9 protein-coding genes and 1 tRNA gene are annotated in these 12,936 nt (G+C 38.1%); 3 read left to right on the plus strand and 7 right to left on the minus strand.

The window, feature by feature from the left end:
• Positions 1–176: 176 nt before the first annotated feature.
• On the plus strand, positions 177–1,217 hold the full coding sequence (locus KC460_00005) for a M48 family metalloprotease (protein MCA9769739.1): 1,041 nt from the start codon (positions 177–179) through the stop codon (positions 1,215–1,217).
• Positions 1,218–1,265: 48 nt separating this feature from the next.
• Here KC460_00005 and KC460_00010 read toward each other — a convergent pair whose 3' ends face one another.
• The 7 genes from KC460_00010 to KC460_00040 form a co-directional block, all read right to left on the minus strand.
• Positions 1,266–1,886, minus strand: a complete 621-nt coding sequence (locus tag KC460_00010; GenBank protein ID MCA9769740.1) for a Maf family protein — start codon at positions 1,884–1,886, stop codon at positions 1,266–1,268.
• Positions 1,887–1,958: 72 nt separating this feature from the next.
• Positions 1,959–2,033 (minus strand) — tRNA-Gln (locus KC460_00015).
• A gap of 34 nt (positions 2,034–2,067) precedes the next feature.
• A complete protein-coding gene (gene spoVG, locus KC460_00020; GenBank protein MCA9769741.1) occupies positions 2,068–2,382 on the minus strand; it encodes a septation regulator SpoVG in 315 nt (104 codons plus the stop codon).
• Between the two features lie 109 nt (positions 2,383–2,491).
• Positions 2,492–3,385 carry a 16S rRNA (cytosine(1402)-N(4))-methyltransferase RsmH gene (gene rsmH, locus KC460_00025; GenBank protein ID MCA9769742.1) on the minus strand — a complete coding sequence of 298 codons (894 nt, stop codon included), beginning with the start codon at positions 3,383–3,385 and terminating at the stop codon, positions 2,492–2,494.
• Between the two features lie 27 nt (positions 3,386–3,412).
• The gene (murF, locus tag KC460_00030) at positions 3,413–4,798 is read right to left on the minus strand and encodes a UDP-N-acetylmuramoyl-tripeptide--D-alanyl-D-alanine ligase (protein ID MCA9769743.1); all 1,386 of its coding nucleotides are present in this window, start codon (positions 4,796–4,798) and stop codon (positions 3,413–3,415) included.
• A gap of 139 nt (positions 4,799–4,937) precedes the next feature.
• Complete coding sequence (locus KC460_00035) at positions 4,938–7,346, minus strand: DNA translocase FtsK (GenBank protein ID MCA9769744.1); 2,409 nt, start codon at positions 7,344–7,346, stop codon at positions 4,938–4,940.
• A 109-nt stretch (positions 7,347–7,455) separates the two neighbouring features.
• Positions 7,456–8,289 (minus strand): undecaprenyl-diphosphate phosphatase, encoded by an 834-nt coding sequence (locus KC460_00040; protein ID MCA9769745.1) that lies wholly within the window; start codon positions 8,287–8,289, stop codon positions 7,456–7,458.
• Between the two features lie 363 nt (positions 8,290–8,652).
• Between KC460_00040 and KC460_00045 the strand changes: the two genes are divergently transcribed.
• Entirely contained in the window at positions 8,653–10,635 is a 1,983-nt protein-coding gene (locus tag KC460_00045) for a hypothetical protein (GenBank protein ID MCA9769746.1), read from the plus strand.
• A gap of 293 nt (positions 10,636–10,928) precedes the next feature.
• Positions 10,929–12,902: a hypothetical protein gene (locus KC460_00050; protein MCA9769747.1), complete on the plus strand. Its 1,974-nt coding sequence runs from the start codon at positions 10,929–10,931 to the stop codon at positions 12,900–12,902.
• Positions 12,903–12,936: the final 34 nt, after the last annotated feature.

Genomic DNA, 12,936 nt, shown 5'->3' on the forward strand with positions numbered 1-12,936 from the left:
TACTCATATCCGCCCACTAAGGGAGACCATTCATCCCCGGCCTTAAAAGGCCACGGTTTTCTGGTCACGGAAATAAATGGAAAAATGTATATTCAAAAACTTGGCGTGATGACATTAGTGCTTTAAAGTACGGATTAGCAGTTGGACCAATTGGCCACTTAGCATATCGTAAAACTTTGGTCTATTTTAATTTAAATGGTTCAACAGAATACTTTGAAGGGCTACCAGATGCATCTCCAACACTTATACAATTGGTAAAAGCAAAACTAAAACAGGCAACTGTCAAAAATCCCGAAACTGTTATTGTAAAAAACAAGCCTCGATTAAAAAAAATAGGAAGCCCAGCTTCAGCTACGACTGTGAACGGAAAACGGTACATTATGATTGAGTACCCAATAGATATTCAACTCGTAACGGGTAAGTTTAATGAACTTTACGAAAAGGTACAGTACTGTATAAAAAATAAATGTCCAAGTCGCTTCTTTTCGCAAGAACAATGGAAAAATATTGGTGATACAATTTATCGCGGTGTAGAAATAGCAAATGAGCTCAACACCATAGGGGTAAATATGTTTCTGGTAAAGAAAAAAAGAACACTAACTGACGATCAGATGGATCCAACTCATATAACAAACCTCATATACGAATTGGAAACAATAATTGATGGATGTGATTATATAGAACTTGAGCTCAGTGGTGGCCTATCAGGAACTCTTGAACACGAAATTAATCATATAAAAAACAATGATGCATTGCGCGGATTAATGGCCTCTTTATCTATACCCGCTATTACAGCAATTGGCTTTTGCTTATTAAAACTTAAACCAAGAGGCAAGCCATCTGCGTGGTGGAAACACTTAACCAACAACTTACTATCGGGCTTAGCCTTGAATTGTATAAATATCGCAACATATAGACACTACAAAAAAAGGCGGGAACAAAAAGCCGATGATTCGATTGGAACAAACGATACACCTGAAAATGCGATCGTAACTCTAAGAGATTATGAAAAAATACTTGCGTATGAGATAGAGGAAGAAAAAAATGGAGCTAACATACAATCATTTTTCAAAAAATTATTTAAAGCAATAAAATCATTAGATCCAATTAAAATCGGAAACTTTCTATCAAGAGCACACCCAACACATGAGGTAAGACTTGCAAAAATCAGAGAGCGCAGAAAAAAAATTGAAGCTCAATTAGAGCAAGAAAAGTAAAACAGGTTACCAAGCAAGCAAGATATGTTTTCATATAAAAAAATCATCTTATAAAAAAAATCCAATTTTTTCTAAGGCTTGTCTTAATTCATACATCGGCAGACCGACAACTGCGGTAAACGAACCCTGAACTTCCTTAAAAAACAAAATGCCATATTCTTCAATAGTTAATGCTCCAGAAGACATGCTATAGCGATCGGACGTATCTAAATAGGTATCAATCCAATTGTTTGGTACATTAAAAATATACCGCCCCTCTACATACTCAATAATACGCTCATGCTTATGCCATTTCCCCTCATGCCAAATTTTTTTATCCAAACAAAAAGCTGTACCGGTTTTCATATAGCCTTCTTGCGCCTGCCGAAGCATACGTATTGCATCAGCACGATCTTTTGGCTTGCCAGCGATAGAACCATTCGGATCTTGAGAAAGCGTATCGGCAGTTAGAACAAAGCAGATATCACCTTCATCGTCGCCATCAGGCAGAATAGTATGCTGCATTTTATAGATAGCAATATTTTGAACTACTTCTGGAAGTGATAAATTCCAATCACAAACTGATTCGTTAACATCTTGATTAACTAACGTAAAAGAAATGTGCGCTTGTTTGAGAAGTTCCTGGCGAGAAAGAGACTTTGAGCCAAGATATAATGTATTTTTTTTCATAGTTTTTAGTATACGCAAAGTACGTCATCTATATAAATTATCTAATGTGCTATATACATAGTAGCACATGTATGGCTGGGGCGGTAGGATTCGAACCTACGCATGCCGGTACCAAAGACCGGTGCCTTACCGCTTGGCTACGCCCCAAAAAGTTTTATGTTATCGTAGTTTACTACAATTATTACTCGGCGTCATCATAATCAGGAGCGTCCCCATCAGACTGCCCTGCAGCACCTCCAAACTCCAAAACACGCTTATATTCATCAACAATGACTCGCTCAATCGTTTTACGCATTTCTGAGTTGAGTGGATGCACAATATCCCTAAAGGTTCCATCTTTTCTGCGGCGCGAAGGCATCGACACAAAATAACCTTTATTACCTTCTATAACCTTTAAATCACGAACAATAAAACTACTGTCAAAAACAACAGTAGCATATGCTTTGAGTCTACCACTATCTTTTGCCGGATACACCTTAACTTCGGTTATTTTCATGGCCGCAATCCTTACGAGATACGTGTTACCATCTCCATGTATGTTGCTTATTTATTTCAACTGCAGTAACATTTTATAATATGAGCCTTTTTTGTCAACAAAAACTATATTACATCATTTGGGCCGCTCGTAAACGTGCTGAGCGTGACGATGGGTTTTCTAATAATTCCACTTCAGTTGCAGTCACTACCTTTGGGGTCAAAACAGTCAATTGTTGCATCCGTTCATGCTGATTAAAAAATCGCTTCACCAAACGATCTTCCAACGAGTGAAATGAGATACAAACTAATCTACCGCCCGGCTTAAGCACATCAAGCGCACTAGCCAAAAATGCACTAATATTTTCCAATTCTTTATTAATATAAATACGTAACGCTTGGAAAACTTTTGTTGCTGGATGAATTTTTTTACCCAGACGTTTTGGCTTAATAGTTTCAATCAACTGTGCAAGCTGAGCAGTTGTTTTGATTTTTTTTTGCTTGCGATGCATAACAATTGCTCGCGCAATGTGTTTAGCAAACGGCTCCTCCCCAAATTCCCAAAAGATATCTCGTAGTTTTTTTTCTGTCGCCGTATTAATAATTTCTTGTGCGGTTGTTTTTTGGTGAGCTGGTGACATACGCATATCAAGTAATGTATCCGATGCAAAAGAAAACCCTGCTTTATTTTTTAGCTGAATCGTTGAAGGACCAAAATCTGCTAAAATACCATCAACGTGGCATATGCCTTCCTTTTTCAAAATTTTATATAATAACGCAAAATTTCCCCAAATCAAACGAAGACGATCACCAAATTTCTCTTGCAACACCGCACCATATACATCAAGCGCCTCACGTTCCCAATCGAGTGCAATAACGCTACACCTTTTCTCATGCTCTAAAAGTGCGCGGGTGTGCCCACCCGCGCCAAATGTTACATCTAAATATATTTTACCCGGTTGTGGATCAAGGTATTTTAAAACTTCGTTAACTAGTACAGGTATATGTTTAACTTTTTTTATCATCAAGTAAAAAATCCGTTTGCGCTAAGTTTAGGTAAATTCTGCTACTATATTATGTAATTTCATACCATGTGACCCTTTTACAAGCACTACACTTTCTTTTGACAACATACCCCTCAGTTTTTCTACAGCTTCTTTCCATGTTGACACAACTTCAACTTTCAGTTGAACAGGAATTGTTTTTTCCGTCCATTTAACCATATCGCCAACTAAAATAACACGATTAAGAGACGGAACTTTGCGTAAAAATCTACCCAATTGGCGATGCCAAAAAGGACTATTAACACCAAGTTCAAGCATATCGCCTAACACCGCAATTTTTTCTGCTTTCGCATCAATTTTTTGAAACGCAAGCAACGCAGCCTTCATACTTTCCGGATTTGCATTGTAACAATCATCAATAATTGTACCACCCATACTACCTTTAATTTTTTTTGATTCAAATCTCCCAGCAACAACCAACGGCATTTGAATACCTTCAACAATTGTTTTAACAGGAACATTAAGCAAATACGCAACTGCAACTGCAGCAAGTGAATTAAACACCGCACCTTCGTGCATTTGTTTTAATACAACTCGGTGTTTTTCCTTATACACTTTCAATACGAAACTAATATGATCATTGCCTAGATGTACTTTGCGTGCTTGTATTTGATTAACTGTTTTTGCACCAAACCTCACTACTGGATGGCAATATCCAACACTCGCAATAATTGGTTGATCACCACAAATGATACCAATACTATCTTCGTCAAAATATTTAAAGATATCACGCTTTTCTAATGCAATATCAGCAAGAGACCCTAGCCCTTCCATGTGACTATGACATACACTTGTAATTAACGCAGTTGTTGGGCGTAACATATCAGCAAGTTTAGCCATCTCACCACGCTTGCTTACGCCAACTTCAAAAATTGCCATCTCATGTTCGTCACGCATGCGTAACATATTCAGCGCAAGGCCAATTTTAGTATTTTGGTTGCCATGAGAAACCAAAAATGTATTACCATTAATGGCCAAAATATTTGCAATTGTTTCTTTTGTTGTTGTTTTACCAACCGAACCGGCTATTGCAACAACTGGATACATAAACTGCGCACGCCATACCGCTGCCAATCGTATTAATGCTTGCAATGTATCTGGAACAATAATAACCAATTTATTCTTAGTCTGTCCTTTGATTGCATCAAGCAGGTTTTTTTTATCTCGCTCGATAATAAGACCGCCCGCACCTTTTTGCAAAGCGTGCTCTAAAAAATTATGACCATCAAGATGAACTCCTGGTAATGCAACGAAGATATCGCCTTCTTGCAACGTGCGTGTATCAACGCTAAAGTTAGCTTGCCTTGGAAACGAATCTTGAACGATTTCACTTTCAACAAGCGCCCCTTTTAAAAAATGCTCATCAAAACGCATTGACATTCTCCGTTTTTTCTTATAAACGATGTTAAACTGAAAACTATATATATTTTATTTACGATGATGCAGAGAAAATGGCTTCTTTTTTAACATTTGTCAAGGAATGATTGTTATACAATAACGTACACAGTAACTATTAACGATTCACTTTCCTTGCCTTACCGCCATGTGGAGGCTCAATAATGCCTTGTGCTTCAAGCATATCGATAATACGTGCCGATCTATTATACCCTATCCGGAATTTTCTTTGCAATAATGAGATTGAGATCTCATCAATTGTATCTAAAAAATTTAACACATCATTATACAATTGATCATCTTCACCAGACAATTTATTGGTATCGTCGTTCAACACAGGCGCCAACTCCTGATACTGCACTGGCCTTTGAGCACGAATATGATTAGTCACTTGCATAATTTCATCGTCCGAAACATATGAGCCGTGTACGCGATGAACTTTTGCCGCATGTGAATCTAAGAAAAGCATGTCACCACATCCCAACAATTTTTCTGCTCCAGGTCCATCTAGAATAGTACGTGAATCAATTTTTGATGTTACACGAAATGAGATTCTGCTAGGAAAGTTTACTTTTATCAATCCCGTAATAACATCAACTGATGGACGCTGCGTTGCCAAAATAACATGAATACCAGCAGCCCGTGCCATTTGCGCAATCCGCGTAATCAAATCTTCTACTTCATTACTTGCTGTCATCATAAGATCTGCTAACTCATCAATAACCACAATAATAAACGGCATTATTTCTTCGCCATCTTTTTGCAATGCACGATAATCATGAATACTACGCACACCACATTCAGCAAGCAATTGATAACGCCGTTCCATTTCTTGAACTACCCAACGCAATACTGATGAAGCTTTTTTATGATCGGTAACAATTGGAAAAATAAGATGTGCAATATCAGTATAACTTGCAAACTCTAATCTTTTGGGATCAATCAAAATAAGCCGTAAATCATCTGGCGATTTATTACACAATAAACTAATAAGCATCGCATTTAAGCAGACTGATTTACCCGAACCCGTGGAACCAGCAATCAAAAGGTGTGGCATTTTCGCCAAATCAACTACAACATCATTACCAACAGTATCCTCTCCTAAAATCAATGGCAATGAACCTTCAAACTGTTTATATTTATCTGACTGAATACCTTTTGCAAGCAATACATCCGTGCGATGTGTATTTGCAACCTCAAATCCAACAACAGACCTACCAGGAATTGGCGCAATAATTCTAATTGAAAGCGCTTGCAGAGCCATTGCAAGGTCATCTTCAAGAGCAATAATTTTACTAATTTTTGCATCAATGTCTGGTTTATATTCAAATAATGTAACAACTGGCCCACGCTTGATTGCAATGACATTACCACTAATGCCAAACCGTTCTAATTTTTTCTCTAACGTACGTGCACGCTGCTCTAGCTGGTGCATAATAGAGACATTATTTTTTTCATCTTGCACACCAATAAAAATACTTTCACTTGGCAATCGATAACTGTCTTGTTTTTGGAACGAAAAAGAGCTGACATGGTCAATTTCTTGTCCATACGCTATATGACCGCTTGTATCTTGTACATGTGCATCGGTTACTTCTTGTTGCTGAGCATCATCAACTTGCTGCATATTATAGTGCAAAGGTTGTTGTGATCTGCCTTCGTTATTTTGTACAGATATTTGCCCATTAGTATTTGTACTCAGCGAGTGCTGCAACGCACTCAACACTTCTTGTCTTTTTTGTATTGTCAATGAATATTGATCTTGCTCACACTCTTTTTTTTGTACATTAAATTGAATTAAGGGTGCACAGCTTATGCCAGAAAAAGCGTCAAAATTTGTTTCTTCGTCATCAATAAAATCGTATTCAAAAGCCATCAATGATTGATCAGATTCATCAACAGCAAAACCTTCAAATACTTTTTTCATGCTGTTAAAACACCAGATCCCCATACTAGTTACACACACGAACACTGTAGCAACCATACGATATACTGGAATCAAAAAACGGGGGCTCACTAAAAATTGAATAACACAAAATCCAAAATATATGATACTAAAAAATGAATCTCGCAATACAATCACACAGCACATTAATACCATGGTATATAAAAACACAGTAGTACCAATATCATCAAAAAGATAAAAAAGCGTCATATATACATGTGTACCAATACGTCCGCCACCAATACCATACATACTAAAACCACTTGCGCCAATAAAAACACTTGTGGCAAGTGCAGTTAATCTATCCCACTCATCTACAAATGAATGACGTGCAAAAAGTATATATATGACAAATATGGCAATAGCAACGAGTACAAATGATGCTGCACCAAATAAATAAAAAAAGAAGGCGGCAATATGCGCACCAACTGCGCCACACCAATTGGTAATAGGTAATTCTTGACTTGTGTAATAGAACAAAGACGAATCGTGTGGATTATATGAGTATAAAGAAAAAAATAATATGACAGTTATTGCGCTCAACACAATTACACTTAACTCTCTCACTTTTAATTGAAACATGTTGCTTCCCCCATGCGCTACGTCAAACCCATCGCTCGCCATTATTTTGTCGAAGAATACAAATATTAACACGCTTCGACAAGCTCTGTATGAACGTGAGAATTATTATTTAAAAATCCGATAACAGCAATAATACTACAATAATTAATAGATACACACTAAAGAAATACAGCTTATTCTTTCTTGCACAATACTCGGTTAGTATAAGAGCATACCATGCGCCAACTCCTCCTATAACAATAACCAGTAGTATTTGCAGATGCAATAATTGACTTAATAAGCCGACACTATACAGCTTATATATACCAACTGTTGAAGCTGCAACAATCAACGGCCACTGGATCATAAATGATACTGCAAAAGAATTGCGATGAGAAAAACCTAACAATCGCCCTGCCGTGTACGTAGTTGCAAGCCGAGAAATACCTGGCAGCAATGCAATACCTTGTACTATTCCAAGTATGCATGCAAAAAGTAAAAAATTACTTTGCGTAATTTGTCGTTTATTATTCTTCACTTCACCAACATAAGTTGATACAAACAGAGCTACCGCTGTAAAAGCAAAACCAACATATACAGGAAGTGGTGGCATACCATAGTTTTTGAACACAAAGTAAAAAAACGATGTTATACCATCAGCAATGCCGGTAAATAATACGAGCAACAATATTTTTTGGGTAAATATTTTCATTCGATTAGTTTTTATTTCTTGATAGCCCGCATATAGCAATGTAAACCACCTCCTGAAAAAAAATAATGCAACTACACACGCAGTTACACCATGAAGCACATCAGAAAAAACATCTAAGTCAAAAAAATATTTTTGCAAAGCAACGAGGTTTTCACAGAGAAATTTTTGTAAAATAAAAAGATGACCAGAACTACTCAGCGGAAGACTCTCTACAAGAAGGTGTACAAGTATCCAGGCGTAGAAACACAGCATATAAAGGTACTTTCATAAACATGATCATTCCGGATCTCTGACCCAGACTATCTTTTTACACTTTTTTCTTTACAAAAAAAATTCTAGCATACTATAATGTAACCGGTGACAAGATATGTTGACACACGGCAGTAAGCCAGACGATGTATTGAAATATACAAAAATTTGCTCTAAGGTTAAAATTATTTTAGTATCTCGAGCAATCATTTGTTGTGCTATAAAAAGTAAAGATAGAGTAAATGAAACGAAAGGAGGGAGCAGTCAATAATTAGTTCTAATGTTTTCATTTAACAAAAACCGACACACGTATACTTACATAAATTATATATGCGATCCATACTAGTTGGGTTAAGGAGTTATGTTATGGAAGGAATCTTCAAAAAGTCTCTTTGCTTTGCTGTGCTTTTGGGCTCAGCAGTCATCGGAGCAACAAGCAAAGTTGCTCCATTTATCAGCCCTCGCTCCCGTTCTGTTGATTCAGCACTAGAACTTGCTGGCTGGACAAATCATGTGAATTTGTATGACATGGAAGGTATTTACGGCACACTTGCAATTACACCGCAATACACCCGTTCATTCCGAGAAGATAAAACAATCATACCTTGTTTATTTGGTGGTGATGTGGATTGCAGCTCATGCCCTACATTGAAAATTTCAGGTAGATGTGCCGAAGACAGAGGTGCTAATGATTGGTTGGCAGATTACTTTGGCTTGCCACAAGATTTCGAATCAGAAGTTCAATTTTCTCCAAATGTTGACACGTTTAGTGTAGATTTCAATTTCTACATTGGCTTGAATTCATGGTGGGAAGGCTTGTTCTTCAGGATGCATGCACCAATTGAACACGCTCGTTACAAACTTGGCTTCAAGGAAACAGTAAAAACTGAAGGCACTAAAAACCATGAAGAGGGCTACTTTAGTGAAGCATATATCCTTCGTGCAAGCTTGCTCAATAAGTTTGAAGACTTTGTATCAGACTGTAAAGTTCCTGGTTTAAGCGGTCAAGAATCAAACGCCAACACAGATGCAATAAGCTCTAAAGTCACATTTGAAAAACTGAGTTGCGCAAAAATGTCTACCTGCAAACGGCTAACAGAAACTCAGCTTTCTGATATACAGGCTGCTATTGGATGGAACTTCTTGCAAGACAAAGATTACCACATGGGTATTGCACTCAGAGCTTCTGCGCCAACTGGTACTCGTCCAGAAGGATGCTTCTTGTTCGAACCAATTGTTGGTAACGGGCATCACTGGGAACTTGGCGGTAGCTTGAGTGGTCACATTCTTTTCTGGGAAAGTGATGATGAAGAGTCTCATTTTGGCTTGTGGGTTGATGCAAACGTAACACACATGTTCAAAACCCGCCAACGTCGTTTTTTTGATTTGGTAAATCAGGGTGGTAACTCACGGTATATGCTCGCAATGAAGCTTGGCACACCAGTTAACAATCTGTTTGGTAATCCAGCAGCAGGTGACAATGATGGGAGTGTTGCACCTTCTGCACAATTTGCTAATGTATTCCGCCCAGTTGCAAACCTCACTTGCTGTGATGTTGATGTAAGCATTGGCGTGCAAGGTGACGTAACAGCAATGTTCAACTACACTAATGGCGGCTTTGCATGGGATCTTGGGTATAACTTCTGGGGCCGAAGCTGCGAAAAAATCGAAGTAAACTGCGATTGCCCATGCCCACTTGAAAAAGAACCAAAATCATGGGCGCTCAAAGGTGACTCATCCGTATATGGCTTCTCCGCTTTAGCAGATGGAGGTGCATTAACCCAAAATACTGCTATACCACTTTCAGCAACACAAACTGGTGCTGGTAAATCTACTATTCATGCAGGTGCAAATGTTCCCATAGGAACTAGCTGCTCTGATGCGACAAGCCTCAATCCTAATATTGATAATGCTCAATTTGCTCGGGTTGTAGCAGATAATACAGCTAGTGAAAATATTAACAATTTGAGAAGTTCCAGTACAACATACACTAGATCTCAAACAAGAACATCGGTAAATCCTATCTTTTTAACAATAGACGATATGGATTTGAGCGGTGCACGCACCAAAGGTCAATCGCACAAAATCTTCACTCACTTGAGTTATACATGGCAAGATACAGATCGCTGGACACCATACGTAGGTGTTGGTGCAAAAGCTGAGTTTTCTTCAAGCAAAGATTGCTGCACTTCAACAGACAGCAGCTCTTGCTCAACAACTTCAAGCTCTTGCAGCACAGGAAACTGTGGCTCATGCAGCTCATGCTGTGATACCTCTTGCGATAGTTGCATGAAATGTAACTTCTCTGAATGGGGTGTCTGGGTTAAAGGTGGCGTATCCTTTGACTAAGGTATTCGTATAACTGATTTTAAGTCAGTTAATAAACAAAGCTAGTACGAAAAAGGCTCGGTTAATTCCGAGCCTTTTTTTATTGAAATATATAAAAATTTGATCTAGTGTAAAAAATGATTTATCAAAAAACAGTAAAATAAAACTCTTTTGATATTATAGAAAAGCGGAAGGAGGAGGTAGCACAACAAAATCTTGCTATCTGATAGTATCATTTGATTATGTTGACATATCGCGCACGATAATTTTGCGCACCAGTTACATGCATTATATTAAAAAAAAGGAGTTGTAGCATGCAAACAATGCTCAAAAAATATATATACCTTGCTTTACTTTCTAGCATGGTTATCCTACAGGCAACAAGTGGTGTTGTTCCTCTCATTAGCCCCCGCTCTCGCTCGGTTGATTCTGCATTGGAACTTGCTGGTTGGGCGCATAGCGTTAATCTATATGACAAAGAAGAAATATATGGCAGTCTTGCTATCACACCACAATACACGCGCTCATTCAGAGAAAACAAAACAATTATTCCATGTTTATTTAACGGCGATGTAGATTGCAGTTGCCCACGCCCAATACTAAGAGTATCTGGTAAATGCAGCACCAACCGCACATCAACTGATTGGTTAGCTGATTATTTTGGTTTGCCATCAGATTTTGAATCAGAAATAACCTTTAAACCGCGCATAGAAACGTTTAGCGTAGATTTTAATTTGTATATTGGCCTTAATGAGTGGTGGGAAAATGCATACTTTAGAATTCATGCACCAATTGAACGTGCACAGTATCGCTTAAATATGAGTGAAACGGTAAAAGAAACTGGAACACGTGGCCACGATGAAGGCTACTTTAGCCAAGCTTTTATACCACGCGATAATTTACTTAACACATTTCAGGATTTTATTGTTGATTGCAAAGTCCCAACACTTGATGGACAATTTAATGCCAGCACATCAACAGCAAAAAAAGGTAATGTTGAATTTGAAAAACTAACATGTGCAAAAATTTCCGGATGTAAAAAACTCAATGAAACAAAACTTTCTGATCTACAATGTGCTTTGGGTTGGAATTTTTTTCAGAATAAAAACTATCACATTGGTATTTTAATTCGCGCATCAGCACCGACTGGCACGCGACCTAGCGGTGAATATCTTTTTGAGCCAATTGTTGGTAACGGCCACCACTGGGAGCTTGGTGGTGGTATAAGCATGCACAAAATTTTGTGGGAAAGTGATGATGAAAAATCAAGTTTTGGTGTATGGATTGATGCACATGTAACCCATCTGTTTAAAACACACCAAAAAAGATTTTTTGATTTAGTACATAATGGCGGCAACTCTCGCTATATGCTTGCAGCAAAACTTGGTATACCCGTAGGTCAAAATTTATGGGCAAATACATTAGCAGGTGATCAAACCGGAAGTATACAACCGTCTGCTGAGTTTAAAAATGTTTTTCGCCCAGTAGCAAACTTAACCTGCTGTGATGTTGATGTCAGTAGCAGTGTACAGGGTGATGTAACTGCAATGTTTAATTATACATGTAACAAATTCTCATGGGATATTGGATATAACTTCTGGGCACGAGGGTGCGAAAAAATAAAATTCAGCTGTGATTGCCCATGCCCACTTGAAAAAGAACCAAACACCTGGACTCTCAAAGGTGATGCGTATGTATACGGATTTGGTGCAAACAACGCTACTACAGAAGCACTCCGATCATTACCTGTTGCACTATCTGCAACCAATAGTAAAGCAAACGTTCATTCAGGCAGCAATACATCAATAGGATCAGCTTGTAACACAGAGTCCGCAGGACAATCAGTTGATACACGAAGAAATCAACAAATAGACAACGCTCAGTTTGCTCGTTTAGTTACCGGTAACGGCGCAAATGAAAACATTGTTTTTGCAAGAAATATATCTGCAGGTAATGATCACCAAACAAGCACCTCAAAAGATCCTATTTTCCTAACGGTAGATGATATTGATTTGTGTAATGCAGAAACACGTGGTATGTCTCACAAAATTTTTACGCACATTAGCTACCGTTTTGAAGAAAGAGAAAATGGATGGATACCATACATTGGTGTTGGCGCAAAAGCTGAATTTGCGCAAAATAAAGAGTGCTGCTCACAAGAAGGTACTAACTCATGCGATGGCGCAGACGGTGGATGCTGTTGTTGCAAAGACCACTGTGAAAGTTGTATGAAATGCAATATTTCTGAATGGGGTGTGTGGGCAAAAGGTGGAATATCATTTGATTAATTATATAACACAAGGCGACGGTGGTAACATCACC

The organism is Candidatus Dependentiae bacterium, from assembly GCA_020431705.1.
Taxonomy (GTDB): Bacteria; Babelota; Babeliae; order Babelales; family Vermiphilaceae; genus JAGQHQ01.

Bases quoted from the DNA above. Each gene is read 5' to 3' on its own strand.
- KC460_00040 (MCA9769745.1), bottom strand. From the start codon at position 8,289: ATGCTGTGTTTCTACGCCTGGATACTTGTACACCTTCTTGTAGAGAGT.
- spoVG (MCA9769741.1), bottom strand. From the start codon at position 2,382: ATGAAAATAACCGAAGTTAAGGTGTATCCGGCAAAAGATAGTGGTAGA.
- murF (MCA9769743.1), bottom strand. From the start codon at position 4,798: ATGCGTTTTGATGAGCATTTTTTAAAAGGGGCGCTTGTTGAAAGTGAA.
- KC460_00010 (MCA9769740.1), bottom strand. From the start codon at position 1,886: ATGAAAAAAAATACATTATATCTTGGCTCAAAGTCTCTTTCTCGCCAG.
- rsmH (MCA9769742.1), bottom strand. From the start codon at position 3,385: ATGATAAAAAAAGTTAAACATATACCTGTACTAGTTAACGAAGTTTTA.
- KC460_00035 (MCA9769744.1), bottom strand. From the start codon at position 7,346: ATGTTTCAATTAAAAGTGAGAGAGTTAAGTGTAATTGTGTTGAGCGCA.
- KC460_00050 (MCA9769747.1), top strand. From the start codon at position 10,929: ATGCAAACAATGCTCAAAAAATATATATACCTTGCTTTACTTTCTAGC.
- KC460_00045 (MCA9769746.1), top strand. From the start codon at position 8,653: ATGGAAGGAATCTTCAAAAAGTCTCTTTGCTTTGCTGTGCTTTTGGGC.